This is a genomic window from Chimaeribacter californicus, assembly GCF_002858675.1.
Taxonomy (GTDB): domain Bacteria; phylum Pseudomonadota; class Gammaproteobacteria; order Enterobacterales; family Enterobacteriaceae; genus Chimaeribacter; species Chimaeribacter californicus.
The window spans coordinates 397641-424210 of record NZ_PJZF01000001.1; the positions used below are offsets into that span (position 1 = coordinate 397641).

Annotated in this window: 26 protein-coding genes; 9 read left to right on the forward strand and 17 right to left on the reverse strand. The window is 58.9% G+C overall.

Going from position 1 to position 26570, the window contains the following annotated elements; translation table 11 throughout:
* Window positions 1-3: 3 nt before the first annotated feature.
* From CYR55_RS01865 to CYR55_RS01875, 3 genes are read right to left on the reverse strand one after another with little or no spacing between them, the layout of a single operon-like run.
* On the reverse strand, window positions 4-2031 hold the full coding sequence (locus tag CYR55_RS01865; protein ID WP_101814454.1) for an FUSC family protein: 2028 nt from the start codon (window positions 2029-2031) through the stop codon (window positions 4-6).
* A gap of 4 nt (window positions 2032-2035) precedes the next feature.
* Window positions 2036-2890 (reverse strand): efflux RND transporter periplasmic adaptor subunit, encoded by an 855-nt coding sequence (locus CYR55_RS01870; RefSeq protein WP_101814455.1) that lies wholly within the window; start codon window positions 2888-2890, stop codon window positions 2036-2038.
* A gap of 7 nt (window positions 2891-2897) precedes the next feature.
* A complete protein-coding gene (locus CYR55_RS01875; RefSeq protein WP_420912711.1) occupies window positions 2898-3134 on the reverse strand; it encodes a DUF1656 domain-containing protein in 237 nt (78 codons plus the stop codon).
* A gap of 182 nt (window positions 3135-3316) precedes the next feature.
* Here CYR55_RS01875 and slyA point away from each other — a divergent pair, with 182 nt between their 5' ends.
* On the forward strand, window positions 3317-3748 hold the full coding sequence (slyA, locus tag CYR55_RS01880; protein ID WP_101814456.1) for a transcriptional regulator SlyA: 432 nt from the start codon (window positions 3317-3319) through the stop codon (window positions 3746-3748).
* Between the two features lie 73 nt (window positions 3749-3821).
* Here the strand turns inward: slyA and CYR55_RS01885 are convergent, their stop codons facing one another.
* Entirely contained in the window at window positions 3822-4289 is a 468-nt protein-coding gene (locus tag CYR55_RS01885) for an outer membrane lipoprotein (protein ID WP_101814457.1), read from the reverse strand.
* A gap of 305 nt (window positions 4290-4594) precedes the next feature.
* Here CYR55_RS01885 and anmK point away from each other — a divergent pair, with 305 nt between their 5' ends.
* From anmK to pdxY, 5 genes are all read left to right on the forward strand, one after another.
* Window positions 4595-5716, forward strand: coding sequence for an anhydro-N-acetylmuramic acid kinase (gene anmK, locus CYR55_RS01890; RefSeq protein WP_101814458.1), 1122 nt, complete (start codon window positions 4595-4597; stop codon window positions 5714-5716).
* A 27-nt stretch (window positions 5717-5743) separates the two neighbouring features.
* Window positions 5744-6049 carry an MliC family protein gene (locus CYR55_RS01895; protein WP_101814459.1) on the forward strand — a complete coding sequence of 102 codons (306 nt, stop codon included), beginning with the start codon at window positions 5744-5746 and terminating at the stop codon, window positions 6047-6049.
* A gap of 65 nt (window positions 6050-6114) precedes the next feature.
* Window positions 6115-6762, forward strand: a complete 648-nt coding sequence (gene pdxH / locus CYR55_RS01900; RefSeq protein ID WP_101814460.1) for a pyridoxamine 5'-phosphate oxidase — start codon at window positions 6115-6117, stop codon at window positions 6760-6762.
* 144 nt (window positions 6763-6906) lie between these two features.
* Window positions 6907-8181, forward strand: coding sequence for a tyrosine--tRNA ligase (tyrS, locus tag CYR55_RS01905; RefSeq protein ID WP_101814461.1), 1275 nt, complete (start codon window positions 6907-6909; stop codon window positions 8179-8181).
* Between the two features lie 205 nt (window positions 8182-8386).
* Window positions 8387-9247, forward strand: coding sequence for a pyridoxal kinase PdxY (pdxY, locus tag CYR55_RS01910; RefSeq protein ID WP_101814462.1), 861 nt, complete (start codon window positions 8387-8389; stop codon window positions 9245-9247).
* Window positions 9248-9289: 42 nt separating this feature from the next.
* Here the strand turns inward: pdxY and gstA are convergent, their stop codons facing one another.
* The 5 genes from gstA to CYR55_RS01935 all read right to left on the reverse strand — a co-directional run bounded on the left by gstA (window position 9290) and on the right by CYR55_RS01935 (window position 14376).
* On the reverse strand, window positions 9290-9895 hold the full coding sequence (gene gstA / locus CYR55_RS01915; RefSeq protein ID WP_101814463.1) for a glutathione transferase GstA: 606 nt from the start codon (window positions 9893-9895) through the stop codon (window positions 9290-9292).
* Window positions 9896-10043: 148 nt separating this feature from the next.
* Window positions 10044-10910 carry a 4-hydroxy-tetrahydrodipicolinate synthase gene (gene dapA, locus CYR55_RS01920; RefSeq protein WP_101814464.1) on the reverse strand — a complete coding sequence of 289 codons (867 nt, stop codon included), beginning with the start codon at window positions 10908-10910 and terminating at the stop codon, window positions 10044-10046.
* A 393-nt stretch (window positions 10911-11303) separates the two neighbouring features.
* On the reverse strand, window positions 11304-12956 hold the full coding sequence (locus CYR55_RS01925; RefSeq protein ID WP_101814465.1) for a sensor domain-containing protein: 1653 nt from the start codon (window positions 12954-12956) through the stop codon (window positions 11304-11306).
* 377 nt (window positions 12957-13333) lie between these two features.
* On the reverse strand, window positions 13334-13597 hold the full coding sequence (locus CYR55_RS01930) for a hypothetical protein (protein WP_101814675.1): 264 nt from the start codon (window positions 13595-13597) through the stop codon (window positions 13334-13336).
* A gap of 155 nt (window positions 13598-13752) precedes the next feature.
* The gene (locus CYR55_RS01935) at window positions 13753-14376 is read right to left on the reverse strand and encodes a glutathione S-transferase family protein (protein WP_101814466.1); all 624 of its coding nucleotides are present in this window, start codon (window positions 14374-14376) and stop codon (window positions 13753-13755) included.
* A 200-nt stretch (window positions 14377-14576) separates the two neighbouring features.
* On the opposite strand from CYR55_RS01935, the gene CYR55_RS01940 reads away from it, so the two are divergent.
* From CYR55_RS01940 to CYR55_RS01950, 3 genes are all read left to right on the forward strand, one after another.
* On the forward strand, window positions 14577-15605 hold the full coding sequence (locus CYR55_RS01940) for an AraC family transcriptional regulator (RefSeq protein ID WP_101814467.1): 1029 nt from the start codon (window positions 14577-14579) through the stop codon (window positions 15603-15605).
* A gap of 119 nt (window positions 15606-15724) precedes the next feature.
* On the forward strand, window positions 15725-16609 hold the full coding sequence (locus CYR55_RS01945) for a hypothetical protein (protein WP_101814468.1): 885 nt from the start codon (window positions 15725-15727) through the stop codon (window positions 16607-16609).
* Window positions 16602-16913 carry a hypothetical protein gene (locus tag CYR55_RS01950; RefSeq protein WP_101814469.1) on the forward strand — a complete coding sequence of 104 codons (312 nt, stop codon included), beginning with the start codon at window positions 16602-16604 and terminating at the stop codon, window positions 16911-16913. The genes CYR55_RS01945 and CYR55_RS01950 overlap by 8 nt, the downstream gene beginning before the upstream one ends.
* 45 nt (window positions 16914-16958) lie before the next feature.
* On the opposite strand, the gene dtpA is transcribed toward CYR55_RS01950, so the two are convergent.
* The 8 genes from dtpA to pspF form a co-directional block, all read right to left on the reverse strand.
* Window positions 16959-18470 (reverse strand): dipeptide/tripeptide permease DtpA, encoded by a 1512-nt coding sequence (gene dtpA, locus CYR55_RS01955; protein ID WP_101814470.1) that lies wholly within the window; start codon window positions 18468-18470, stop codon window positions 16959-16961.
* Between the two features lie 673 nt (window positions 18471-19143).
* Complete coding sequence (fabI, locus tag CYR55_RS01960; RefSeq protein ID WP_101814471.1) at window positions 19144-19932, reverse strand: enoyl-ACP reductase FabI; 789 nt, start codon at window positions 19930-19932, stop codon at window positions 19144-19146.
* Window positions 19933-20078: 146 nt separating this feature from the next.
* Window positions 20079-20891 (reverse strand): putrescine export ABC transporter ATP-binding protein SapF, encoded by an 813-nt coding sequence (gene sapF / locus CYR55_RS01965; protein ID WP_101814472.1) that lies wholly within the window; start codon window positions 20889-20891, stop codon window positions 20079-20081.
* Window positions 20891-21883, reverse strand: a complete 993-nt coding sequence (gene sapD / locus CYR55_RS01970; protein ID WP_101814473.1) for a putrescine export ABC transporter ATP-binding protein SapD — start codon at window positions 21881-21883, stop codon at window positions 20891-20893. The genes sapF and sapD overlap by 1 nt, the downstream gene beginning before the upstream one ends.
* Before the next feature lie 46 nt (window positions 21884-21929).
* Window positions 21930-22823 carry a putrescine export ABC transporter permease SapC gene (sapC, locus tag CYR55_RS01975; protein ID WP_101814474.1) on the reverse strand — a complete coding sequence of 298 codons (894 nt, stop codon included), beginning with the start codon at window positions 22821-22823 and terminating at the stop codon, window positions 21930-21932.
* Entirely contained in the window at window positions 22810-23775 is a 966-nt protein-coding gene (gene sapB, locus CYR55_RS01980; RefSeq protein ID WP_101814475.1) for a putrescine export ABC transporter permease SapB, read from the reverse strand. Before sapB ends, sapC begins: the two co-directional genes overlap by 14 nt.
* Window positions 23772-25415, reverse strand: coding sequence for an ABC transporter substrate-binding protein SapA (gene sapA, locus CYR55_RS01985; RefSeq protein ID WP_101814476.1), 1644 nt, complete (start codon window positions 25413-25415; stop codon window positions 23772-23774). The genes sapB and sapA overlap by 4 nt, the downstream gene beginning before the upstream one ends.
* Window positions 25416-25505: 90 nt before the next feature.
* Window positions 25506-26516, reverse strand: coding sequence for a phage shock protein operon transcriptional activator (gene pspF / locus CYR55_RS01990; RefSeq protein ID WP_101814676.1), 1011 nt, complete (start codon window positions 26514-26516; stop codon window positions 25506-25508).
* Window positions 26517-26570: the final 54 nt, after the last annotated feature.

Here is a 26570-nt window from a genome sequence, read left to right on the forward strand (position 1 = left end):
CTGTCAGGCCGGTTTCAACATGGCGGAATCCGGTGCGGGTACCGCCTGTTGCAACTGAGACAGCGAGCTGGCCAGCCGCCAGATGACCCCCGCCAGATCGCGCGCCGCCGGATCAGGGTGGCGGGCCAGGGCATCACACATTCTCTGCAGTTCATTCAGGCTCTCTGTCAGGGCGGCATGGTTGACCCCGCGCTCAGTCATAATGCCTTTCAGGTGATACAGGGAGCGATCCCGTACCGCCGCGAGCGGATCAGAGCGCGTCTGCCAGTCACGCAGTTGCCATACCACTTGCGCACAGTTCAGCAACACCACGCCCCAGCGCAGTAACCAAATCCGCGAGACCTCATCCTTGCCCTGATTGAGCTGACTGATACGGTGATAAATCAATGACTCAAAATCGCTCTGGCTGCGCTGCGGCCGGGCGTTGAGCTGGTCAATAAAGTCACGCCGCAAGGCGCGGATTAACCGGCGGCTTTTTCGCTTGTCCGAGCTTGGCTTAAGCACCTGGAACGCCAGCCCGGCCAGCATGACCCCGGCCAGTTTCGCCAGGCTGTCATTGATAAAGGCCTGGTAATCATATTCCGGCGGGTTAGCGATGGATAAAAAGGAGCCGCTGAACACAATCAATTGCCCCCAGAGGGCGGCGTAGCGGGCATTCTGCAACTTGACCAACTGCATCGTGATCAGCACCGGCAGCAGAAAACAGCTGAATACCCAGAGATCGCCGATCTGCACCATCAGGCCGAACTTAATCAGGTAGGTGGAGACCGACAGCAGCACCATCGCTTTCAGCAAGGTCGTAATACTGTTAATAGGCGACGGCGTGGAAGAGTAGAGCACGCAGCTGATCGCCACCAGCGTCAACCCGGCGCTGCCGGCATCCCATTGGGTGGTAATCCAGTATGCACAGCCGATGACAATGCACAGGAAGGTGCGCAGGCCGTTATACGCTGCCTCGTAGCTGTCCGTGTGGCGCGCCAGGCGGCGGGTCGCCGGCGGGGAGAGCGTGGTGACCGGGCCGGCCGTTTCAACGCGCCGTAACCAACGCTCGCTTTGCAGGTAGAGCCGGCAAAAGTGGTGCAGGCGCAGCCAGAGGGCACGATGCCGGAAATCCGCGTCGCCGGCCGGGGCCAGCGCGTGCAACGTCTTTGCCAGCTCATAGGGGGTGCTGTGTGGCTGCGCCAGCTGGGTCAGTAACCGTTCCAGAATGGCCGGCAGGTTTTCCGGCGGCGATGGCCAGTTCAGCAGCATCCGGCGGACGCTGGAGATCACGCTGGTCAGGGTCAGTTGTTGATGCAGCAGAAAATTAATGGTGCGGTTTTGCCGCCGGAAGCGGTAATGGCTCCAGAAGGCCTGAATACGCAGCAGGTTCAGCGTCAGAATCTGGCTGATGACCCCTTCATGGGAGGTGCGGATCCGTGGGCTGACCTCCGGCTGCCAGAGCATGGCGGCATGTTCCAGTAGCCGGGTATGCAGCGTGCGCAAGGAGGTCAGCAGTGTGCTGCCGTCCGAGGTACTGGGCAGGATCATCATCATCAGCCCGCCGCACAGAATGCCGGTGATCACCTCACAGACCCGCGCCTGGGCCAGATTCCAGATGTCCTGGGTATCAGTGATATTCACCGTGGAAAAGGCAATGATGGCGGCGGTATACCCGGCCAGCGCAAAAGCATAGGAGACGTTATTCTGGTAATGGTTCGACACAAAAGTACAGCCGCCAATCCAGGCAGCGATTACCAGGGTAAAGAGCCATGGGTCATTAAGGCAGTGGCCGGCAATCAGGATAGATGCGGCGGCCCCCAGCAGGCTGCCGGCGATCCGCCCCAGGCTTTTGCTGATCACACCGCCTACAGTAGGGAAGCTCACGACCGCTGCCGAAGTCAGTGCCCAGGTGGGCTGATCCAGTTGCAGATAAAATGCCACCCACAGCGCCAGTGCCATCGCCAGACTATTACGCAATGCATAGCGCCACTGGCCTGATGTCGCCTTGCCCCAGGGCGTGCGCGGCCACGCCGGCCAGGAAAGTTTCACCCGTCTACTCCCCAATTGAAATGGTACAGGTGGTACCGGCCACCAGCATTACGCCCGCCGGAACCTTCAGCAGTTTAATCCGTACCGGCACGCGTTGCGCCAGCCGCACCCAGGGGACATTGGGTTTCACATCCATTAATAAGGCACCGCTGCTGTCGACGCTTTGATCATAAATAGCCCGCCCGATGCCTTCGACCTGGCCTTCCAGCGGCACATTGCCGTTATAAAGCACCATCCGGGCGCGGTCGCCCTCCCGGATATGGCGCAGTTTGGTCTCCTCAAAATAGCCCATGACATAAAAGGAGTGCACATCCACCAGCGCCACCAGTGGGGTGCCGGCCGTGGCGTAATTCCCTTGCCGGACCTGTAAATTGGTAAGGTAACCGTCGGTAGGCGCAACGATGCGGGTTTTACTGAGATTCCACTGCGCCTGGGCCACTGCCGCCTCCGCTTGCTGGTACTGCGCCTGCATCGACTTCACCGCCAGCCTGGATTCATCCAGCGTTTCGGCCGAGATCACGCCTTTCAGCCCCTGGCGACGTGCGGCCTCGTGCGTGGCTTTGGCCAGATCGGCTTCCGCTTTCGCCAGGGCGGCGCGTGCATTGGCCAGCGCAATCTCAAAAGGTTCAGGATCAAGGGAGAACAGCAGGGTACCGGCTTTGACGAATTCGTTATCATGCACCGGAATCGTGGTCAGGCGGCCGGACACTTCCGGGGTCACCATGACCAGTTCAGCCCTGACTTTTCCGTCGCGGGTCCAGGGAGATTGCATGTAATAATTCCATAACCAACCTCCTGAAAAAATTGCCACGATACAGATCAAAAGTGTTGAGAAATATTTTAATGTTTTAAATGTCATTATTTATTTACCACTTCACCAAAAACCACTGGGAAACACTCACCATGATTACAAACAGTGCCAAATCCATCAACAAAGGGTGCCAGATGTCACCGGCATAGATCTTTTCACGCAAGGCGTGATGTATCAGCAGCCATAATACAAAACCCAGTGCAAATGCTTTAAATATAGGCGGGAAATAGAGAGAAGCCCCAAATATCACATCCTGGAGGGGGCTGGCAGCCAAAAAATGGGGAATATTCACAATGGTATTATCCTTTTGATGAATACATATTTGTTTTAAAAGCCCATCAATGATTCATGTCATAAATTATTAAGTCAAATATCATTATAATGATATATATAATTGAATTTGGGTTCTTATCTCTCCAAAATAGGCTACACTCTGGGAAACAATGTTAGCATGCTAATTATAAGGAGGGGCAATTGGAGTCCAACTTAGGTTCAGATTTAGCACGATTGGTACGCGTATGGCGTGCCCTGATAGACCATCGGCTTAAACCACTGGAAATGACCCAGACCCACTGGGTAACGTTGCACAATATCAACAGGCTACCGCCTGAGCAGTCACAAATCCAGCTGGCGAAAGCCATCGGCATTGAGCAGCCGTCGCTGGTACGTACGCTTGACCAACTGGAAGAGAAGGGGCTGATAACGCGCCATACTTGTGCCAGTGACCGTCGGGCCAAACGCATCAAGCTCACTGAGGCGGCTGCGCCGGTGATTGGCGAGGTAGAAAATGTGATTGATTCTACACGCCGGGAAATTCTGGCCGGCATCTCACCAGAAGAGGTGGAATTACTGACAAAACTGATTGAAAAATTGGAAGAAAATATTATTGAATTACATAATAAATAACAAAATTTGATGACCTCACAGCACACAAACAGAACCGGCGGCCATTGGCCGCCGGTTTCTCATTATGCAAAGATCAGCGCGGGGAGACCGTCACCGTGCTGCCGCTGCTGGCCAGGCTCACACGCTGGCCAACGCTGAATTTGCTGGCATCCGCTTTCTGTACCACCATGATAGTGTTGCCGTCATCCTTACGGATCTCCAGCTCGACGCCATTGCTGCGGTTCAGCGCGCCCTGGACACCCTGGCCCGCTACCCCACCGGCCACGGCACCCGCCGCAGTCGCCAGACCACGACCGGAGCCCCCGCCAATCGTGTTACCCAGGAACCCACCCAGCACCGCGCCGCCAATAGCCCCGATAACGTTGCTCTCTTCACCGCCCTGAATCTGCACAGCACGCGTAGAAACAATGGTGCCGTAGGTTACATTCTGCACCTGTTTGGCCTGATCAGCGGTATAGACATCACCCGAAAGGGCGCTGTCGTTTACACAACCTGTCAGCGTTACGCCCGTTAATGCCACCACGAGAAGACGCTTAATCATAAAAACTCCTATTTTTTTACGCTCCGTCCCCAGCACTTCCTGCCTGACGACGTAATGATGATAACGACCAGTGAAAGTATGGCTGATAACCGGGCCAATGGCTATTCTGCCGGTTTACGGCAAACCAGCATACCTGTATGCACGTCAACTGATAATAAACGGATGTTTAGGTTTCTGCCGCGGCCGGCGGGCCGTAGCAGACATTACGGGGTACGATCGCAGAGATGTTAAAAAATCAGCCGCTTTCATGGCGTTAAGCGTATAAATCTGGTGTAGTGAAAGGCGGTGCAATAAGAGGACAGGTTATGAAGTCAGGCCGTTATATCGGTGTTATGTCGGGTACCAGCCTGGATGGGATCGACGTCGTGCTGGCCGCCATTGATGAACGCATGGTGGCGCAGCAGGGCAGCTATACCCACCCGATGCCGCTGGCGATCAAGCAGGCGATCCTGGGAATGTGCCAGGGGCAGGAAGTGACATTGTCACACGTGGGGCAGCTTGATGCTCAACTGGGTCAATTGTTTGCCGAGGCGATTCAGGGCTTGCTGGCCCATTATCAGGTACAGGCGGGCGAGATTACCGCCATCGGGTGCCATGGCCAGACCGTCTGGCACGAACCCAACGGCCCGGCCCCCTTTTCGATGCAGTTGGGTGACAATCACCGCATCGCTGCCCTGACCGGCATCACGACGGTGGGTGATTTCCGCCGGCGTGATATTGCGCTGGGCGGCCAGGGCGCGCCCCTGGTGCCGGCGTTCCATGATGCGCTGCTCTCCCACCCCGGCGAGCGGCGGATGGTGCTCAATATCGGCGGCATTGCCAACCTCTCCCTGCTGTTACCGGGCCAGCCGGTGCGCGGGTTTGATACCGGCCCCGGCAATATGCTGATGGACGCCTGGATCTGGCGTCAGCGCGCGTTGCCGTATGATGAAGATGCCGCGCTGGGGCTGGCCGGGCGGCCGGCTATTGCGCTGTTGCAGCAGATGCTGGCAGACCCCTATTTTGCCGCCCCGGCCCCGAAAAGCACCGGGCGGGAGTATTTCAACCTTGCCTGGCTGGAACGCCATCTGGCGGCCTACCCTGGGCTGGCCGCAGAAGACGTTCAGGCCACGCTGGCCGAGCTGACGGCCGTCACGATTGCGGAGCAGGTGCTGCTCAGCGGCGGCTGTGAGCGGCTGCTGGTCTGTGGCGGCGGTGCCCGTAACCCGCTGGTGATGACCCGCCTGGCCGCACTGCTGCCGGGCACGGAGGTCAGCCCTACCGATCCGTTCGGCATCAGCGGCGATGATATGGAAGCGCTGGCTTTTGCCTGGCTGGCGTCCCGGACGCTCTCCGGGCTGCCGGGCAACCTGCCGTCCGTGACCGGGGCCTCGGCCGCCGCCGTGCTGGGCGCGGTATACCCGGGTGCAAGCGGGTTGCTGTGCTGAGGCACCCGTACAACAAGGAGATACCCTATGCGTAAACACATCCTCACCGCCGCCGCGTTGCTGGCGCTGGCCGGATGCAGCCACGTCAATAAGCCGGAGGCGCAGTCTACCCACTATCAATGCGGTACCCTGCCGCTTACCGTGACCCTGGCTGCGGATCGCCAGAGCGTGAGCCTGCTGCTGGACGGAGAGCAACTGCACCTGCCGCATGTGGAGGCTGCATCCGGTGCCAAATACAGTGATGGCCGCTATACCTACTGGACCCAGGGCGAGAAAGCGTTGATCCAGCGGGACGATGAAGTAATTATCTCTGATTGTGTGGTCAGCCGTTGACCGGGTGCCGTGACACCGGCGGGCCGGGCTGGCCGTGTTGTACATGTTGACAGGATCACGTGGCTATGACTGAAAAACTCTCTATCGCTGATTTACGGCGTGAATACACCAAAGGCGGCCTGCGCCGCCATGACCTGACGGATGACCCGCTGGATCTCTTCACCCTGTGGCTGCAACAGGCGTGCGAGGCGCAACTGGCCGACCCGACGGCGATGTGTGTGGCGACCGTTGCCGAGGACGGCCAGCCGTTCCAGCGGATTGTGCTGCTCAAGCACTATGATGAAAAAGGGCTGGTGTTCTACACCAACCTCGGCAGCCGCAAGGCACAGCATCTCAGCCACAACCCCAAAATCAGCCTGCATTTTCCCTGGCATACGCTGGAGCGGCAGGTGAGTTTCCTGGGGCGGGCGGAGCGGCTCTCCACGCTGGAGGTGGTGAAGTATTTCAGCAGCCGGCCGAAAGAGAGCCAGATCGGCGCCTGGGTCTCGCAGCAATCTTCGCGTATCTCGGCACGCGGCGTGCTGGAAAGCAAATTCCTGGAGCTGAAGCAGAAGTTCCAGCAGGGTGAGGTGCCGCTGCCCAGTTTCTGGGGCGGATTCCGCGTGGTGTTTGACTCGGTGGAGTTCTGGCAGGGGGGTGAGCACCGCCTGCATGACCGGTTTATCTACCAGCGTCAGGCGGATGGCTGGAAAATCGACCGCCTGGCCCCCTGAGCCGTAAAAACCGTGCTTACTTCTGGCGCTCGGGCTACGGGCGCTTTATTCTATGTGCTTTGCCATATTTCGCCGTGACCGCGCAGGCTTTTAGCCGGTCAGCGGCGCGGCAGTACTCATTATTCACCCTCAACGGAGTCATTGATGACCAGCAGTAATTTGATTGCACAATTGCAAGAGCGGGGCCTCATCGCCCAGGTAACGGATGAAAAAGCGTTAGCAGAGCGACTGGCGCAAGGGCCAATTGCACTCTATTGCGGTTTCGATCCCACCGCAGACAGCTTGCACTTGGGCCATCTGGTTCCGTTACTCTGCCTCAAACGTTTCCAGTTGGCCGGGCACAAACCGGTGGCGCTGGTGGGCGGGGCAACCGGGCTTATCGGTGATCCAAGCTTCAAGGCCGCAGAGCGCAAGCTCAATACCAGCGACACTGTGGCAGAGTGGGTAGAGAAGATCCGCCGCCAGGTCTCCCCGTTCCTGGACTTTGACTGCGGTGACAACAGCGCCATCGCCGCCAACAACTACGACTGGTTCGGCAACATGAACGTGCTGACCTTCCTGCGCGACATCGGCAAGCACTTCTCTGTTAACCAGATGATTAACAAAGAAGCGGTGAAACAGCGCCTGAACCGCGAAGACAGCGGCATTTCGTTCACCGAGTTCTCCTACAACCTGCTGCAGGGGTACGATTTCGCCTCGCTGTATGGCCTGCACAGCGTGGAGTTGCAGATCGGCGGTTCTGACCAGTGGGGCAACATCACCTCCGGTATCGATCTGACGCGCCGTATGCACCAGAAACAGGTATTCGGCCTGACTGTGCCGCTTATCACCAAATCAGACGGCACCAAATTCGGCAAAACCGAAGGCGGCGCCGTGTGGCTGGACCCGAAAAAAACCAGCCCGTACAAATTCTATCAGTTCTGGATCAACACCGCGGATGCCGATGTTTACCGTTTCCTGAAGTTCTTCACCTTCCTGAGCCTGGACGAGATCAACGCGCTGGAAGAAGAAGACAAAAACAGCGGCAAGGCACCGCGTGCGCAGTATGTGCTGGCGGAAGAGGTCACCGGTATGGTGCATGGCGAGGAAGGGCTGGCGGCGGCCCGCCGTATCACGGCCAGCCTCTTCTCCGGCGCGCTGGGTGAGATGACCGAAGCAGATTTCGCGCAGCTGGCGCAGGACGGAATGCCGGCCATTGAACTGGAACAGGATGCTGACCTGCAACAGGCGCTGGTGAATGCTGAGCTGGTACCGTCCCGTGGGCAGGCGCGCACCATGATCACCTCCAATGCGGTACAGGTGAACGGTGAGAAACAATCGGACGCGGAATACCACTTCACGGCGGATGACCGCCTGTTCGGCAAATACACCCTGCTGCGCCGCGGCAAGAAACATTACTGCCTGGTGTGCTGGAAATAACCGGCGCATGATGCAGAAGGGGGCGTAATGCCCCCTTTATTTTTGCCCGCAACGCGGGGCGATAATAATGTTGCCCGCACTATGCAGGGCGATAACCATAACCGGCCACACCGGTTGAAAACAGCGTGCTGCCGGTTATGTCGGCGGCATCCGGCTGCCGGCATAACCGGCGCTTTTGGCAAGGGTAAGAGAGTAGGTTGTTGCAATGAAAAATATACTTTCCATTCAATCGCATGTGGTATTCGGCCACGCCGGTAACAGTGCTGCCGAATTCCCGATGCGCCGCATGGGCGTTAACGTCTGGCCGCTCAATACGGTGCAGTTTTCCAACCATACCCAGTATGGTCACTGGACCGGCTGCGTGATGCCCGCCAGCCACCTGACCGAGATTGTGCAGGGCATCGCGGAAATCGATCAGCTGAAACATTGCGATGCGGTGCTGAGCGGCTATATCGGCTCCTCTGAGCAGGGCGAGCATATCCAGGAGATTGTCCGCCGGGTGAAGCAGGCCAACCCGCAGGCGCTCTATTTCTGTGACCCGGTGATGGGCCACCCGGAAAAAGGCTGCATCGTGGCACCGGGCGTGGCGGAGTTCCACTGCAAACAGTCGCTGCCCAGCAGTGATGTGATTGCGCCCAACCTGATTGAGCTGGAGCAGTTGAGCGGCCGGGCCGTCAACAGTGTGGATGAAGCCGTCGCCACCGCCCGTGCGCTCTGCGCCCAGGGGCCAAAGATTGTGCTGGTGAAACACCTGGCGCGTGCTGCCCGCCGGGCGGATGCGTTTGAGATGCTGCTGGTGACCGCCGACGAGGCGTGGCATATCAGCCGCCCGCTGGTGACCTTCCCCGATCGCCAGCCGGTTGGCGTCGGCGATCTCACCAGTGGTTTGCTGTTGGTGAATCTGCTGAAGGGCGAACCGCTGGACAAAGCGCTGGAACATGTGACGGCGGCAGTGTACGAGGTGATGCTGACGACGCGGCAGATGGGCGAATATGAGTTGCAGGTGGTTGCGGCCCAGGACGCGATTGCCCGCCCGACACACCACTTCACCGCAGAAAAACTCTGAGGCTCTGCAGGGGCCATTGCTGCCCCTGCTGTCTGGAAGGCGTTATTTCATTCCTTCCGCCGCCAGGGCGGCATCAACCGCCGGGCGGGCCGCCATGCGCTCCACAAACGCACTCAGGTGCGGCAGCGCGGAGAGATCAAATTTCAGCGCTTTCGCCCAGCCCATCACCGTAAACAGGTAAGCATCCACTACGCTGAAGCGGTTCCCCAACAGATACTCTTTACCCGCCAGTTGATCGTTCAGAAAGGCAAATTTCTTCTCCAGCATCTCACGTGCTACCGCTTTGGCCTCGTCCGGGAAACGCGGGTTGAACAGCGGGCTGAACCCTTTGTGCAGCTCCGTCGCGACGTAGTTAAGCCACTCCAGCGCATGGTAACGCGCCGGGGTACCGGCTTCCGGCAACAGCTGGCGGTCGGGCTTCTGATCGGCCAGGTACTGCACAATCACTGCGCCTTCCGTCAGGATGCTGCCGTCGTCCAGTTGCAGCACCGGCACCTGGCCTTTCGGGTTGACCGCGAGGAAATCCGCGCCATGCTCGGTCTTTTTCGCGGCCAGATCGACCTTCTCAATGCTGAAATCAAGCCCGGCCTCACGCAGGACAATGTGGGGAGAGAGCGAGCAGGCGCCCGGCTTGTAGTAGAGTTTCATGGTAAGGCTCCATCAGAGGGGATAAACCTTTATCCTAGAAGCCGGTGGGGGAAAAGTCAGGGTGTAAGTGTGCGAAATACTGAATAAAAAGCGGCGTCGTGGGTGACCCGGTTCGCCGCTCTCTGCCTGGCAGGTGTGCAGGATTTACCTAACGGGTGTGCAGAATAAAATAGTCGCGCAGCGCCTGCTCAACCCCGGCGGGGGCCGCCAGCATCGGCTCGCGCAACTCGTTTTCCATCTGCCCCTGTAACGCCAGGGCGCATTTAATGGCCACCGGGTTAGCAATAGAGAACAACAGGCGGATCATCGGCAACAGGCCGAAGAAGGTTGCGCGGGCAGCCCGGAGGTTACCGGCCTCCACCTGCTGCACCAGTGCGACAAACCGTTCCGGGCAGAGATGGGCTGACGCGGTAATCGCCCCGGTACCGCCCAGTGCCAGCACGGTGAGCATCTGGGTATCCTCGCCGGTCAGCACATCCAGCTTGCCGTCATTGATGAGATCCAGCGTCAGCTCGGCGTTGCCGCCGCAATCTTTGATCGCCACAATCCGGGGATGATCGCTCAGGGTGCGCAGCGTCTCCCACTCCAGCGCAATGCCGGTGCGGTAAGGGACGTTATACAGAATAATCGGCAAGTGGGTGCGATCGGCCAGGGTGGTGAAGTAGTGGGCCAGCGCGGCCTGGGTCGGGCGGATGTAGTAAGGGGCGGCCACCAGCAGCCCGGCCACCGGCCGCAGCTGGATGGCATCCTGCATGGCCAGGATGGACGGCAGATGGTTGCCGGCCAGCCCCATCACCACCTGAGAGGCCGGCACCACGTCCAGCACGGCGTCCAGCGCCTGCAATTGCTCGTCGTGGCTCAGGGCGGCGGCTTCACCAGTGGTGCCGCAGACCACCACTCCGGAGACGCCGGCGGCAATCAGTGACGCGGCCAGCTGCTTCAGTGCGGGCAGATCCAGTGCGCCCTGGCGGAAAGGGGTGACCAGCGGAACCCAGATACCTGAAAAGTGTGACATGTTCTTCTCCTTGAAAAGTAAGTGCCGCCAGGGAGAAGAAGTCAGGGGAGGGTCACGTTGCCGTGGTGCCGCTGTCCTGTCATCTCACCTGACGGGACAGCGCCCGGTCAAATGAGCGACTGTTTCTTTGATTTATCAGCAGCACGCGCGCCACGGGCCTGGGTCACCGCGGGGGTGCCGGAAAGGCCGGTCAGGGTGGCAGATAGCATCATGGGCTGTTCCATAGTCGGTTGATTTTGTGTCTTTTTAAGCGGGGGTCATCGCCTGTGAAGACTATGACGTAGCCTGTGGCCGAGTACCAATTGAATGAATTAATACCAAAAACGATATTATTGTTTTTACTTATGGAAGGTGCCGGCCCCTGCCGCGAACCGGGCAGAGGCCGGCAGGGCGTCAGGCGGCGGGCAACAGGGCAGTCAGCACATCTACCGGCACCGGGCGTGAAAACAGGAAGCCCTGCATATGGGAGCAACCGGCGCTCAGCAGGAAATTTTTTTGCAAATCATTCTCCACGCCCTCGGCGATCACGTTCAGCTTCATTTTATGGCCGAGCTGCGACACGGCGGTGACAATCGCCGCGGTGTCGGTCACGTCATTCACGTACTGCACAAAAGAGCGATCGATTTTGACACTGTCCACCGCAATGTCTTTCAGCAGGCTCAGGCTGGAGTAGCCGGTGCCGAAATCATCCAGCGAGATTTTGATGCCGGCGGTGCGCAATTGCATCAGCTGCTGCAGGCTGTCGGCATCCGCGTTCATCACGGCGGTTTCGGTGAGTTCCAGCTCCAGCCGGTGGCAGGGGAAGCCCTCTTCATGCAGCAGGGCCAGCGTTTTTTCAGCAAACTGCCTTTCACGCAGTTGCACGGCCGACACGTTAATCGCCAGCCGCAGATCGCCCAGCGGCCGGATGTGGCGGCACGCCTGGCGCAATACCGATTCACCCAGCTGGCTTACCAGCCCGGTCTCTTCTGCCAGTGAGATGAATTGAACTGGCGGCACCGGCCCCAGTTCCGGGTGCGTCCAGCGTGCCAGTGCCTCGACCCCGATGATTTTTTCATCGCTGCTGCGCAGAATCGGCTGGTAGACGCAGGTCAGCTCGCCCTCTTTGGTCAGCGATTCCGCCAGCGCCTTCACCATTACCCGTTTATTCTCTGACCCCGCATCCAGCGCCTCGGAGTAGAAGCAGAAGGTATTCTGCCCCTGGCGCTGGGCCTCCCGCAGAGCGGCATTGCCGCGCCGCAGGATCTCCCCGGCGGTGAGGTTCTCGCTGTTAAGGCTGACAATCCCGCAGGAGAGGGTCACCACCGGTTTGGCCTGTGTCAGGGTAAACGGCTCATGCATCATGGCGATAATGGCGCTGGCCACCGGCTCAACCTCTTCGATGGCCGATTTCCCCCGCAGCAGCAGGGCAAACTCATCCGCACCCAGGCGGGCGGGCATCCCCTGCTGGCCGATGAGCGAACGCAGGCGCTGGCCGAATTCACACAAAATAGTGTCGCCGGACTGGTAACCGTAGGTGTCATTCAGCACGGTGAAAAAGTTCAGGTTAAACACCAGCAGCGCGCAGTGTTGCGGATGGTAAAGGCTGCGGGCTGCCAGCTGGTTCAGCTCCTCATTCAGTGAGGTGCGGTTTGGCAGGCCGGTCAGGGTGTCATGGTAGGCAAGATAGCGGATCTGCGCCTCTGAACTGCGTAACAACGAAATATCACTGAGAATAGAAAGCACATAGAAGCGGTTATTCAGAGTAATGCGCGATTTACGGATCAATACCGTCCGGCTTTTATTGGCCCCATCGGTAATAACCTCTTCACTTTCGAGCTGTTCACCGCTCTTTAATACTTTCAGGACGCGGCTGGTGTGCCGTGCTGATTGTTCAGCCGTCATAAAAAAAGTGAAATCCTGCCCGACCATCTCTTCACGGGAATAACCAAAAAATTCGCACGCCTTCTGGTTCACAAAAACCAGCGTCAGTGAGTCATCTTTTATAAGGGTAGCTTCCGGAAGTGCATTCAGCACAGCCTGACATATGGCAATGTCATTGAGCATTTTCAAACGTCCTGAGCAGGGGGAAGAGGCAAGATTAGCACTGAAATATGACCGCGTCTCGCGCCGGGCAGGCAATAAGTGAATTATTTTGCTGCATTTTTTAACTCTGCCAGCGAATCATAACGCGATTCTGATTATTTAAGTGTCATCAACTGTTTATCACGTTTTAAGTACCGGCAGCCTTATTTTATCCGGCAGGTGAAAAGTGGGCAAACCGGAGCAAGGGGAGTATCACCGGTGAAAGAGAGCGAACCGGGAAAAGAGAAGCGCGCCGTTCCTTCATCCTCAGCGCGGCAAGGCAGAACTCGCTCAGGGCAGGGTTCATCACAAGACAGAGGGAACAATGTGGCAGGCACAGCGGATGAGAGGGGGATCGCTCAAGGCTTCGGGCCAAATTTCTCATCCCATTCCCGGCGATAACGGCGCGCCCTGGCCCGGTCACGTAAATAAAGATAGGTACTGACCACGCACACCGCGCCGGAGAAAATAATATTGCGCATATCCTGATCGTAGAGCGACACCAGCAGGCAATCCAGCGCGGCAATAATGGCAAACCATTTATACAGATGGGATTGCCGGCGGGTCAGGGCATTCAGCCGCTTGAGCTGGCGCGATTCGTCCAGGAATTTTCTTTTTTCCATCGGCATCTCAGGTAGCGGAAAGGTCACGTAAAAGGGTTCATTTTGCTGAATGTTCAGCAAGATAAGGTTACCAAAGAGTGATTGGTTTACGCGAGGGAATAATCGCGATAACGCGTTTGCGGCTTTTCCCTCCGCTTCCTGGCCGCGCCCGGCCCTCAGGGCCATTGCTGGGTAGCATACCGGGCAAAGGCCGGCCGCTCACGCAGCAAATCATAATAGCGGTCGATAGCCGGCAGCGCTGGGCGCGACATCGGCGTCATCAGCCAGCGATGCACCGACAGGCCCAGCACAATATCGGCCAGGGTGAAGGTCTCCCCGGTTACATAGGCACCGGTGTGTTCCAGCTGATTGGCCAGCAGGGTGAGATGCCGGTTCCAGCTGGCCTCGCCCTCCGCCAGTTGGGCCGGGTCCGGCATGGCGGGGGTGTTGCGCATCCTCGCGTTAAACAGATAACGCCAGGCGTTGTTTAAATCGCCCAGTTGCCAGTCCATCCAGCGCTCTACCTCCGCACGGGCACGTACTGCGTGCGGGTAAAGCGCTGTCTCCGGCTGGCTGGCAGCCAGATAACGGCAGATGGTATTGGATTCCCAGAGCACAAACTCCCCCTCCCGCAATACCGGCACCTGCGCGTTGGGGTTCAGCGCCAGGAAGTCAGGCTGGTGCGTCTCCCGGAAACCGTTCCCCCACATCTCCTGCTGGTAGTCCAGCGCCAGTTCGTCACAGGTCCACAGCACTTTCCGGACGTTGATAGAGGACGTCCTTCCCAGAATGGTCAGCATAACAAGGCTCCCTGAAGCGGATGGCCGGCAGGCCACAGTGAGATAACTATACGTTGTAGCTGCCGGCATACGCAAAATCCCTGCTTAAAAAGCCACCGGTAACGTAAATATCAGCAGGCGGATGCCGATAATGAAAGACACGGCTTCCGGATGAAAGCCCTTTGACCGTCAACCTGTTATGTCCGCACCCGGAGAGGACGATGAGCCACCTTGTTACGCGAAAAATTACCGATTCAGCCCATATCTATGAGGATTTCGATACGCGTTTTTATGAGTGGGAGGACGGCATGTCCTCCGCCGGCCTGAAGCTGGAGCTCTCCCGCCAGGCGTTCACCGGGTTTGACTGGGGGGTCACCGGCTATAACTTCGGCCGCCTGGTGGGCGGAGTGCTGAATGTCAGTGAACACGATATCCACCGCCAGCGCGGCAATGTCTTCTCCATGCCCGATCATGTGCTGATCTTTATTATGGTGCTGGGCGGGATGGAGTGCCGCAGCTTTGGCCGCCGTTTTTCCCTGTTGCAGGGGGATATCCTGATTCAGGACTCCTCACAACCGATCGCTATCCACGTGCACCCGGATAAATCGCCGCCCCATCTCTGCACCTATCAATACATCATCCTGCCGAAACACACGGTCGCCCTGAGCCTGGATATTGCGGCGCTGCACGGCCGGGTACTGCCCGCCGCCTCGCCGATGAGCTTTTTGCTGCGCCAGCATTTCAATGCCATGTTGCAGGTATTCGATACCCTGAGCGAACCGGAGGTGCTGGCGACCGGCGAGGGGGCCGCCGCGCTGATCCTGCATACCCTGGCGCTGGTGGCCGGTACCCCCGTTGAAGCCCCCTTTGCCCACAGTTCCCGCCTGGAGCAGATCTGCCTCTATATCGAGCAGCATCTGGCACAGCCGCTGACGGCCGACGGGCTGTGCCGGCAGTTTGGCCTCTCCCGCGCGGCACTCTACCGGCTGTTTGAACCGCTGGGCGGCATCGCGCTGTTTATCCGTAACCGGCGTGCCACGCTGGCGCGCCGGCTGATGCGCACCACCTCACTCTCTGACCTGAGCCTGACGGCCATCGCCCGCCGTTGTGGCCTGTCGCCCGCAGCCTTACGCCGCCTGCTGGTGCAGGAGTATGGCATGTCATCGCGGGATGTCCGCACGGCATTGCAGAATGCGCCGACGATGGCCGCCGGCACCCCGACCCACCTCAACTGGGTCAGCCACCTGTAAACTGCGGCGGCCAACGGCTCATTGTTGTCATTTTTCCTCATTTAACCCGGCCGCCCCTGCCGGGGCGATCCCGGCAGGCTAAGGTTACCCCTGTGTGTCAGGCGGGGGGCCGGAACAATATGTGGATGAAAACAGGGTTACTTTTGGTGTGCCTGCTGACCGGTTGCGCGGTGGATACCCAACAGCAACGGGATGCGGAAAACTTTGCACAACAGAGTGTGGAGGCGGGCAAACTCAGCGAACAGGCGTTGGTATTGATGCACCGGGGCATCAACGGCATGGCGCACCGGCAACAGCGCCTGCTGCTGACCCGCGACAGCGGCATCCCGCCGCGGCAGGATCTGCCGCTGGAGCATACCGTGCAGCGGGTGGCCGCCGCACGGGCGCTGCAACAGTATGGCAAAGCCTTGCGGGCGCTGCTGCGGCAGGAGCGTACCCCGGAGGCGGCGGCGACCTTTAATGGCCTGCTCGACAGCACCCAGACGGCATTGGGGATGTTCCTGCCCGCCATTGTCACGAAGCAGATCCGCGCGATGGGTGACACCCTCGGGCAACGCCACTATTTCGGGCAGAAAATCACGCAGGCCAGGCTGTTGATGAACGCGTACCAGCCGGCCGTGACCCAGTTGGCCGGGTTATTGGCGGAGGATTTCGAGCCTGACGGCTCAGGCTATATGGCGCTTTACCTGACCAGTGCTGCGGAATTGCGCAACACGGCGAAACAGGTGCTGACCGGGGGGCAGCCCGGCCCGGCCCGGCGACAAGCGGCACTGGCGGCTCTGAATGATGCGGAACAGGCAGAGGAACAGGGCCAGGCATTAGGCGCACGGATGGTGGCGATGGCGACGGCGTTGCACGCCGCCCAACAAGAGGCAGTGCGTAACCTGGAACAACCAGCCGATGCCCACCCGGCACTGGATGCCTACAGCAACAACGTCAGCCATGCCGGACGGGTGATGCAATTCCTGTTACTGCCGGCGCAAGGCGAGGTAAACCATGAGTGACTCTCTGATACAGCAACTGAACCAGACCCTGGCCCAACTGGAAGTGGTCAGTGATCAGGGTGGGGAGGCGGGAAAACAGGCACAACAGCTGTTGTCCCAGCTTTATCCGGTGAAAAAAGCGATGTTGTTGCAGTCCATCGCTCAGCAGACCCCGCTCTACGCGGCGTTAACCGAGGCGCTCCGGCAGGGGGCGGAGCAAGCCCATCAGGCGCAGACTGGCCTGGTGGCACCGGCACCTTTTGTGAAAAGTGTTGAAGCCTGCATGGCTAAGGTGCTGGCGCTGTTGCATAAACGTCAGCCATAAAAAAACGCTCCCGGAGGAGCGTTTTTTCAGGCAACAGGCAAAGGATTAACGCGCCCCGGCCAGTTCTGTCTCTTTACGTTCCTGGGCGGTGTCCTGCGTCATACGGTGCAGTTTCGGTGCCGCCAGAATCATCAGTACCGCGATCACGCCGGTGGCGATACCAATCTGCAGGAAGACATGGCTGTAGATCGCCAGGGAAGCATGGGCATCGGGAATGTCCTGCGGCACGGCGGTCAGGTTAGCCACTTTACCGGCAATGATAGCTGCCGCGGCGGTGGTCAGGAACCAGGAGCCCATGATGAAGCCCATCAGTCGTTGCGGCACCAGTTGCGCCACCATCGCCAGGCCGAGGCCGGAGATCATCAGCTCACCAACACTTTGCAGGGCATAGCTCAGTACCAGCCAGTTCACTGAGACAATCCCGGCGTCGTTTGCCATAGAGGCACCCCACGGCAGCACCAGGAAGGCGGCAGAGCAGAGCACCATACCCACCGCGAATTTGTGCGGCATCGGCAGGCGGTCACCGGCTTTGGCGTAGAAAGCCGCCAGCAGCGGGCTGGCCAGCATGATCCAGAACGGGTTCAGCGCCTGATACTGCTCCGGCTCCATACTGATGCCGAACAGGCTGTGCTCAACGTTATGGATAGCGAAGAAGTTCAGGGAAGTCGGCATCTGGCTGTAGAGCACAAAGAACACCACCGCTTCCAGCATCATCAGGAACGCCACGATCATTTTGCGGCGGGCAATGCCGTGCAGCGCAAAGGTCTCTTTGGCGAAGATGATGATGATGCCCAGTGACACCACGCCCAGCGCCATGCGGGCGATATCCTGGTGGTGCAGCAGCCAGGTGGAGGCGGCTGCCAGTGCAACAATACCTACAAGCGTCATCAGCAGTTTGTTCATCTGCAGCGGCTCGAAATCGGGTTTGGATCCGTGGTTTTTGACCCATTTGGCACAGAACAGGAAGTTCACCAGGGTGATCAGCATCCCGACCACGCTCAGGGAGAAGGCCACGCTCCAGCCATATTTGGCGGCCAGCCACGGCGTCGCCAGCATAGAGAAGAAGGAACCGATATTCACTGACATGTAGTACATGGTGAATGCCCCATCGAGGCGCGGGTCATCTTTCTCATAGCAGGTGGAGAGCAGGGAGGAGGGGTTAGCCTTGAACAGGCCGCTGCCCACAGCCACGGTCGCCATACCGACGTAGACCCAGAAGACGTCGTGGTTGGAGTAGGCGATGCAGGCATACCCTATCGCCAGCACCAGCGCGCCGAGGATGATCACGCGTTTGGAGCCGAGCACTTTGTCACCCAGCCAGCCGCCGATAGCCACAAAGCCATAGACCAGGGCACTGAACGAGGAGAACAGGGTGATAGAGTCGGCTTCACTCAGGCCAAGTTGCTTGACCAGGTACACCGCCATGATGCCCTGCAAGCCGTAATAACCGAAGCGTTCCCAGAGTTCGATTGAGAAGATCAGGTAGAACGCTTTCGGTTGTTTAAAGGCGTTTAAGCTGACGTCGTTGTGTGATGTCTGTTTGTTTGATGTTGACACTGAAACCTCTTTATTCACAGCCTGTTTTAAGTTGCACAGGGAAGGCGCGGAAGTGATACCGAAAGTATCCTTCGCATTGTTATAAGATGAATAGCGGAGGGTAATGTTCCCTATCTTTGTCAATGAGGCAAGCTGTTTGACATAAACTGTTACATATATTGCAGACGGCATAATGAGAAGGTGTTGCAAATGTTATGCAGGATTAACGTTTATGTTCGTTAGGTTTTCCAAACTATTATATTGATTACTTGCCATCCAATTTTTTATTAGTGATATATTCTGCTTTTTTGCAGTGTTGCAGTTCATCCGTTTATATCTGAATAGTCTGATTGATGATGATAAGGCTCCCTCTCCGTTTTTCCCTATATTCCCCTTTTTAATGAAGCAGGAAGATTGCCGGTTTTTTTAATGCCCGATAGAAATGTGAGTCAGATCCCAATTCCTGCTTAAATTTCAGGTTGAAAAAAATGTTTTTACCACATCTGGCGATTAACCGGGGCCACAGAAGGGATTTATCCGTTTTAAATCACATTTCCGACAGAAAATGAGGCCACACGGCGAAGCCGGGGTAAAAGCGGGGGGATTTTGCCGTAAGGCGGGGTAACACGCATAAAAAAACCGGCCTGTAAGGCCGGTTTAAACATGCCGCCGCAAAGAGGCGGCCGGGGCAGGCTTAGTTAATTTCCAGTTCGTTCATGGCCGCGATGTTGAAGCCGCCGTCAACGTGCAGGATTTCACCGGAGATGCCGGCCGCCAGGTTGGAGCACAGGAACGCCGCGGAGTTACCCACGTCCTCGGTGGTCACGGTACGGCGGATCGGGGTCACGGCTTCGCAGTGTGCCAGCATCTTACGGAAGTTTTTGATGCCGGAGGCAGCCAGGGTGCGGATCGGGCCGGCAGAGATGCCGTTGACGCGCACGCCTTCCGGGCCCATGGCATTGGCCATGTAGCGCACGTTGGCTTCCAGGGAGGCTTTCGCCAGGCCCATCACGTTGTAGTTCGGAATTGCGCGCTCAGCACCCAGGTAAGAGAGGGTCAGCAGGGCAGAGTCCGGATTCAGCATGGAGCGGCAGGCTTTTGCCATTGCCACAAAGCTGTAGGAGCTGATGTCGTGGGCCACACCGAAGCCCTGACGGGTCACGGCATTTACGTAGTCGCCGTCCAGCTGGTCAGCCGGGGCGAAACCAATGGAGTGAACGAAGCCGTCAAATTTCGGCCAGGATTTAGCCAGTTCAGCAAACATTGCATCGATGCTGGCATCTTCTGCCACGTCGCACGGCAGCACCAGGTTGGAACCCAGTTCGGTGGCGAACTCTTCAACGCGGGACTTCAGCTTGTCATTCTGGTAAGTGAACGCCAGTTCCGCGCCTTCGCGGTGCATAGCCTGAGCAATACCGTAAGCGATGGAAAGTTTGCTGGCAACGCCAGTAATCAAAATGCGTTTGCCGGTAAGAAAACCCATAGCAATAATCCTTGTGGTCATTGTGCGTGCGGAAGCCTGACTGCCCGACAGCAGCGCCGGGCCGCGCTTCCGCGTTAATAAACCGGGCGATTCTAGCACGCCCGGACGAAATTAGGAGATGATTCGCCATCTGCTCCGATCAGTGCTTAATAGCGGGTATCACGCCGCCAGGCATCGGCGGTCAGGGCTTCACCAAAGTGGCTGGTAATCAGCCGCCGGGTGAGGTCATGCAGCGGGGCGGCCAGCACCTCCGCTGTATTACCGCGCTCCACCACCTCGCCCTGGTGCATCACCAGCACCTGATCGCTGATGTGTTTCATCATGCCGAGGTGCTGGGTGACGTAGATATACGATATGCCGTGTTTTTCCTGCAATTCCAGCATCAGGTTAATAATTTGTGAGCGCATGGACATATCCAGTGAGGCCAGCGCCTCATCGGCGATGATCACCTGCGGTTGCAGGATCAACGCCCGCGCCAGCGCCACACGCTGTTTCTGGCCGGAGGCCAGCATATGCGGGTAGTAAGCGGCGTGGTCGGGCAGCAGCCCCACCTGGCGCAACGTCTGGTTAATGCGCTGTATGCGCGCCGGGGCGTCCAGGTCGGTATTCAGGCGCAGCGGCGCATCCAGCAGCTGGCCGATGCGCTGGCGCGGGTTCAGTGAGGTGCTCGGGTCCTGGAGGATCATGCGGATGCGCTGGCTGCGGTAGCCGTAATCACCAAACGCCAGCGGATGGTCGTCGATCAGCATTTCGCCGCCGCTCGGCTCAATCATGCCGGAGAGCATTTTTGCCAGTGTCGATTTGCCGGAGCCGTTTTCCCCGATGATCGCCAGGGTCTGGCGTTCACGCAGGGTAAAACTCACCGGCTTGACCGCCTCGACATTCATACGCCGGAACAACCCGGTGCGGTAGCGGAATGTCTTGCTGAGATTGCGCACCTCAAACAGGGTGTCGGCCATCAGGATTTCTCCATGTTCAGCGGGAAGTGGCAGGCAAACGCATGGGTTTTCACCGGTTTCAGCGGCGGGGTCTCAATGCATTTTTTCTGGGCGTAGGGGCAGCGCGGCCCCAGCCGGCAGCCGATCGGCAGGTGCTCCAGCGAAGGGATCGCCCCCGGCAGGGTATTCAGCCGGCTTTTGTGCGGCAGGGAGCGGCCGAAGTCCGGCATTGCGCGGATCAGCGCCTGCGTGTAAGGGTGGTGCGGCGCGGCCAGCAGATCCTCACAGGTTGCGCTCTCCACCGTCTGGCCGCAGTAAAGCACGTTAATGCGGTTGGCCCATTTGCTCATGGTCTGCAAATCATGGCTGATCAGTAGGATGGTGGTATTGTTATTCTGGTTAAGCCGCGCCAGCAGGCGGAAAATCTGCGCCTGGGTGGTGGGTTCCATGGCATTGGTCGGCTCATCGGCGATCAGCAGGCGCGGCTGGTTAGCCAGGGCGATGGCGATCATCACCTTCTGGCACTCCCCTTCGGTAAGCTCATAGGGGAAACTGCCCATAATATCTTTGTGATCTTTAATACCGACCCGGTGCAGCAGCTCAATCGCCCGGCGCTTGCGCCAGTGCAGCCGCTGCCACCACTTTCCTTTATAAGTCCAGCCCGGGATCGCCTGCATCAACTGGCGGCCGATGCTCTCTGACGGATCCAGACAGGATTGCGGCTCCTGAAAAATCATGGAGACGTTATGGCCGACCACCTTGCGCCGCTCGCGCGGGGTCAGTTGCAGCAGGTCGATGTCATTAAAACGGAACCGGTCGGCGGTAACACGCCAGTTATCTTTGGTCACGCCGCAGATCGCCTTGGCGATCAGGCTCTTGCCGGAGCCGGATTCACCGACCAGCCCACGGACTTCCCCTTCCATCAGCGCCATACTGACGCGGTCAACCGCCTTGACCGGGCCGTCCGGCGTCATAAATTCGATGGTGAGGTTTCGGATATCAAGCAGAGGCATCAGCACTCCTCCTGCCGGGTAAAGTGGCGCATGTTAACGACCTGATTCATGATTCAATCCCTGCGTTGATCGCCCGGCGCATCCCGTCGCCCATCAGGTTGATCAGCAACACGCTGACCATGATGGCGGCGCCCGGCAGCATCACTGTCCAGGGAGCCACATAGACCAGTTCCAGCGAGTCGCCCAGCATCGCCCCCCATTCCGGCGAGGGGAGCTGGGCACCGAGATCGAGAAAGCCGAGGGCCGCAATATCCAGAATCGCCATGGAGAGGGCGCGGGTGAATTCGGTCACCAGTACGGCGGCAATATTGGGAAGTATGGCATACCAGAGCAAATAACGGACAGCCGCCCCATCCAGCCGGGCGGCGACCACATACTCTTTTTCCAGTTCGTCATGCACTGCGCTGTACACGGTGCGCACCATGCGCGGCACCAGCGCCAGCCACACCGCCAGCATCGCATGCTCCAGCTTCGGGCCGATAAAGGCCACCACAATAATCGCCAGTAACAGGGTGGGGATCGAGAGCAAGGTGTCCAGCACATGGTTCATGACGGCTGAGCGTAACCCGTGGGTGATGCCCGCCAGCACGCCCAGGATCAGCCCGAACAGCGCGGCGCCCACGGTCACGACCATGGCTGAGCCGAGCGTCGGCGCCGCGCCGGACAGCAGGCGGCTCAGGATGTCACGCCCCAGGTCGTCCGTCCCCAGGAAGAAGGAGACGTTGCCGTAGCGCGACCAGGAGGGCGGCAGTAACTGATAACCCAAAAACTGCTGGTCGAGGGTATAAGGCGCGAGGTAATGGCCGAACACGCAGAGCAGCACCAGCAACAGCACGCCGTAGAAGCCAATCATCGCCAGCGGGTCGCGGTAAAACGCGCGCCACATCGCCCGCAGCGGCCCGGCAATCCGCTTCTCATGGTAGACATTATCGTAGGGCATACCATTCCTTATGTTTCAGCGGGTTAGTCAGGGCGCCGAGGATGTCGGAGAGCACATTGACCACAATCACCAGCGCCCCCACCAGCATGACGCCGGCAGAAATCGCGGCGTAGTCCTGCTGGCGGATGGCGTTAATCAGCCAGCGGCCCAGGCCCGGCCAGCTGAACACCACTTCGGTGATCATCGCCAGGGTTAACATGGTGGAAAATTGCAGCCCGAGTTTAGGGATGATGGGCGGCAGGGCATTGTGCAGCACATGGCGCCGGATCACGGTAAAGCGCGACAGGCCGCGGGTAGCGGCAGCCTTGATATAGTTTTTGCTGAACACCTCGTCGGTGCTGATGCGCATCAGGCGTACGACTTCCGTGGTGGGGGCGACCGCCAGCGCGGCAATCGGCAGCACCATATGGCGCAGGGCGCTGAGCAGCATGTCATCCCGGTATGGGGAATCGGACAGCCAGGCATCAATCAGTGTCACCCCGGTTACCGGTTTAAGCTGATAGAGCAGGTCAAGACGCCCGGAGACCGGCAGCCAGCCGAGATGCAGCGAGAAAAACAGCGTCAGCAGCAGGGCGAGCCAGAACACCGGCATCGAAAAGCCCAGCAGCGCCAGCATACTGATCAGCGTGTCCGGCCATTTATGGCGTGTTACCCCGGCGGTGATGCCGAGCGGGATACCAATCAGCAGCGCCAGCGTGAAAGCCAGCACGCACAGCTCCATGGTGGCCGGGAACACCTCATGCAGCTGTTCACGGATCGGCTGGCCGTTAATGCTGGACACGCCGAAATCCCATTGCATCAGGCTCTGGAAATAGAAGCGGTAGGCATCAAACAACGCCGCGCCGCTCAGGGGCGCATGGGGGGTGAAGTAGCTCAGGCTGAACCCCACCAGCGACAGCAGGAACAGGGTGATCAGCAGCAGCAGCAGGCGGCGCAGGGTAAAGATAATCATGGTTGTGATCCTTCCGGGGCCTCACGGTACACCCCGGCAAAGGAGGCGTTACCGAACGGGCTGAGCACCAGCCCTTTGATGTCATAGCGGTAGGCCTGCAACCGCAGCGATGACGCCAGCGGCAGCACCGGCAACTGCTGTTCCAGAATGCGCTGCGCCAGCTGGTACTCATCCATCCGCTGGGAAAGCTGTTGGGAGAGCAGGGCGCGTTGCAGCAAGGCATCAAATTCCGGGTTACACCAGTGAGCATAGTTGGTCTGCGAATGGATCGCCGCGCAGCTCAGCAGCGGCCGGAAGAAGCTGTCCGGGTCGTTGCTGTCAGTGGCCCAGCCTGAGAGCGTCAGGTCATGGTTCATCTCCATCAGCCGCGCCTCCTGGTATCGCCCCTCGACCGGCACAATAACGATCTGAATGCCCACCTGGGCCAGGTCGGCCTGCAACAGTTCGGCGGTTTTCAGCGGGCTCGGGTTATAGGCCTGGGAGGCGGTCGGCACCCAAAGATGGAGCTGCAGCCCGGAGATGCCCTGGCTTTGTAACAGCTGCCGCGCTTTTTCCGGGTTGTATTCCGTGACTTGTGCGGCGTTATCATAGGCCCAGGAGGCGCGCGGCAGGATGGAGGCCGCCGTCTCTGCGGTGCCGTAATAGATCGACTGCATCAGCCGCTGGTTGTTGATCGCCAGCGCAATCGCCTCGCGCACTTTGGGGTTGTCCAGCGGAGCCTTGCCGGTATTAAACGCCAGATACGCGACGTTCATGCCGGGGCGCAGGGTCATCCGCAAACGCGGGTCATCCCGCAGGATAGTGAGCTGGCTGGCCGCCGGATAGGCCAGCACATCACACTCCCCGGTCAACAGTTTGGAGAGGCGGCCGGTACCGCCGGCACCGAGGTCAATAATCACCTGCGGCATACGCGGCACCCCTTTCCAGTAGGCCCCGTTACGCGCCAGGCGAATATACTGCCCGGCCCGGTATTCATTCAGCATAAACGGCCCGGTGCCGACCGGCTGGCGGTCAATCTCCTCTTCGTGGCCACGGCGGCTCAGGTCGTCGGCATACTCCGCCGACAGCACCGGCGCATAGTGGGTGGCCAGGTGCCAGAGGAACGAGGCGTCCGGCTGGGTGAGGCGGAATTCCACGGTAAAGTTGTCAATTTTGCGGATGCGTTTGACGGTGTCGGCAAATTTCAGGCTGTCGAAGTAGGGGTAACTGCCGCCGTTAATCTCATGGTAAGGGTGGTGTGCATCCACCACCCGTTGGAAGCTGAAAATCACATCATCGGCATTCATCATCCGGGTCGGGCGGAACCAGCTGGTGGTCTGGAACGGGACATCCTTACGCAGGTGAAAACGGTAGGTTGCGCCGTTGTCGAGCACTTCCCAGCGCTGCGCCAGCTCCGGGATTAACCGGTAGGTATAGGGGTCGACATCCAGCAGGCGATCGTAGATCTGGGCCGCCAGCGTATCCACCGTCAGCCCGCTGCTGGCCATCTGCGGGTTGAAGGTGTTGAGGATGCCGCTGACGCAGTAGACAAACCCGCTCTGGCGGATGTCGGGCGGGGTGGCAGGCACTGGTTTCGGTGCGGCACAGACACTGCCGGCCAGCCCGGCCAGTGCCAGCATCCAGTAAGTTAAGACTCGCATAAACGCTTCATTGTTAAGTAAGCAATAAGATGATTGTACCGTACTCTGGCGATCACCCCAATCTGTTGCACAGGGGGGCGGCCAGTGAGGTCAGGCATTTTTTGCCCCATCGGGCCTATCCGCGGCCAGCAGTGCATGTTTTTTCAGCATGCCGCGCAGCTGATGGTAGGTCAGCCCCAGTAACCCGGCGGCACGGCGCTGGTTATAGTGTGCCTGCGTCAGCGCCTGCTGAAGCAGGGCATGCTCCTGCTGGTGCTGCCATTGGCGCAGGTCGAGCGGCAGCGCGGGCAGGGTGCCGGCGGCCGGGGCGGGTTCCGCCGGGCGGGTACGCGGGCTGAACGGGTTAATGATGATCTCATCCAGTTCGTCGTCGCTGTTACCGTGGCGGTACATGGAGCGCTCAACCACATTTTTCAGCTCACGGACGTTACCCGGCCAGTGATAGCCCAGCAGGGCACGTTTCGCCCGTGACGTGAAGCCGGGAAACAACGGCAGATGCAGTTCGCGGCACATCAGGATGGCAAAATGTTCGGCCAGCAGCATGATGTCCTGCTGGCGCTCCCGCAAGGGCGGCAGCTGCACCACGTCGAAGGCGAGCCGGTCAAGCAGGTCGGCGCGGAACCTGCCGGCCGCCGCCAGTGCCGGCAGGTCGGCATGGGTTGCACATACCAGCCGCACATCGACGCGTAACGGCTGGCTGCCGCCAACCCGCTCCAGCTGGCCGTACTCAATCACCCTCAGCAGCTTCTCCTGTACCAGCATTGGGGCGGTGGCCAGTTCATCCAGGAACAGCGTGCCGCCATCCGCCCGTTCAAACCGCCCCAGATGGCGTTTTTGCGCCCCGGTAAACGCCCCGGCCTCATGGCCGAACAGTTCGGAATCCAGCAGGTTTTCGTTCAGGGCCGCACAGTTCAGCGAGATAAACGGCCCCTGCCAGCGTTCAGAGAGGTAGTGCAGCCGGTGGGCAATCAGCTCTTTGCCGGTACCGCGCTCACCAATCACCAGCACCGGTTTATTCAGTTTTGCCAGCCGCGACACCTGCTCCAGCACCTCAATAAAGCTGTTGGCCTCACCCAGCAGGTTATCCAGGGATTCACTCATGATTAAAATCACCACGCATTGGTTAAATTGACCAGTCTCCTGGTAAGGGTAGCA

What these genes read in the sequence shown, in the direction of transcription:
- CYR55_RS01870 (WP_101814455.1), bottom strand. Translation starts at nt 2,890, where the DNA reads ATGACATTTAAAACATTAAAATATTTCTCAACACTTTTGATCTGTATC.
- CYR55_RS01885 (WP_101814457.1), bottom strand. Translation starts at nt 4,289, where the DNA reads ATGATTAAGCGTCTTCTCGTGGTGGCATTAACGGGCGTAACGCTGACA.
- anmK (WP_101814458.1), top strand. Translation starts at nt 4,595, where the DNA reads ATGAAGTCAGGCCGTTATATCGGTGTTATGTCGGGTACCAGCCTGGAT.
- CYR55_RS01895 (WP_101814459.1), top strand. Translation starts at nt 5,744, where the DNA reads ATGCGTAAACACATCCTCACCGCCGCCGCGTTGCTGGCGCTGGCCGGA.
- pdxH (WP_101814460.1), top strand. Translation starts at nt 6,115, where the DNA reads ATGACTGAAAAACTCTCTATCGCTGATTTACGGCGTGAATACACCAAA.
- tyrS (WP_101814461.1), top strand. Translation starts at nt 6,907, where the DNA reads ATGACCAGCAGTAATTTGATTGCACAATTGCAAGAGCGGGGCCTCATC.
- pdxY (WP_101814462.1), top strand. Translation starts at nt 8,387, where the DNA reads ATGAAAAATATACTTTCCATTCAATCGCATGTGGTATTCGGCCACGCC.
- gstA (WP_101814463.1), bottom strand. Translation starts at nt 9,895, where the DNA reads ATGAAACTCTACTACAAGCCGGGCGCCTGCTCGCTCTCTCCCCACATT.
- dapA (WP_101814464.1), bottom strand. Translation starts at nt 10,910, where the DNA reads ATGTCACACTTTTCAGGTATCTGGGTTCCGCTGGTCACCCCTTTCCGC.
- CYR55_RS01925 (WP_101814465.1), bottom strand. Translation starts at nt 12,956, where the DNA reads ATGCTCAATGACATTGCCATATGTCAGGCTGTGCTGAATGCACTTCCG.
- CYR55_RS01930 (WP_101814675.1), bottom strand. Translation starts at nt 13,597, where the DNA reads ATGGAAAAAAGAAAATTCCTGGACGAATCGCGCCAGCTCAAGCGGCTG.
- CYR55_RS01935 (WP_101814466.1), bottom strand. Translation starts at nt 14,376, where the DNA reads ATGCTGACCATTCTGGGAAGGACGTCCTCTATCAACGTCCGGAAAGTG.
- CYR55_RS01940 (WP_101814467.1), top strand. Translation starts at nt 14,577, where the DNA reads ATGAGCCACCTTGTTACGCGAAAAATTACCGATTCAGCCCATATCTAT.
- CYR55_RS01945 (WP_101814468.1), top strand. Translation starts at nt 15,725, where the DNA reads ATGTGGATGAAAACAGGGTTACTTTTGGTGTGCCTGCTGACCGGTTGC.
- CYR55_RS01950 (WP_101814469.1), top strand. Translation starts at nt 16,602, where the DNA reads ATGAGTGACTCTCTGATACAGCAACTGAACCAGACCCTGGCCCAACTG.
- fabI (WP_101814471.1), bottom strand. Translation starts at nt 19,932, where the DNA reads ATGGGTTTTCTTACCGGCAAACGCATTTTGATTACTGGCGTTGCCAGC.
- sapF (WP_101814472.1), bottom strand. Translation starts at nt 20,891, where the DNA reads ATGGCCGACACCCTGTTTGAGGTGCGCAATCTCAGCAAGACATTCCGC.
- sapD (WP_101814473.1), bottom strand. Translation starts at nt 21,883, where the DNA reads ATGCCTCTGCTTGATATCCGAAACCTCACCATCGAATTTATGACGCCG.
- sapC (WP_101814474.1), bottom strand. Translation starts at nt 22,823, where the DNA reads ATGCCCTACGATAATGTCTACCATGAGAAGCGGATTGCCGGGCCGCTG.
- sapB (WP_101814475.1), bottom strand. Translation starts at nt 23,775, where the DNA reads ATGATTATCTTTACCCTGCGCCGCCTGCTGCTGCTGCTGATCACCCTG.
- sapA (WP_101814476.1), bottom strand. Translation starts at nt 25,415, where the DNA reads ATGCGAGTCTTAACTTACTGGATGCTGGCACTGGCCGGGCTGGCCGGC.
- pspF (WP_101814676.1), bottom strand. Translation starts at nt 26,516, where the DNA reads ATGAGTGAATCCCTGGATAACCTGCTGGGTGAGGCCAACAGCTTTATT.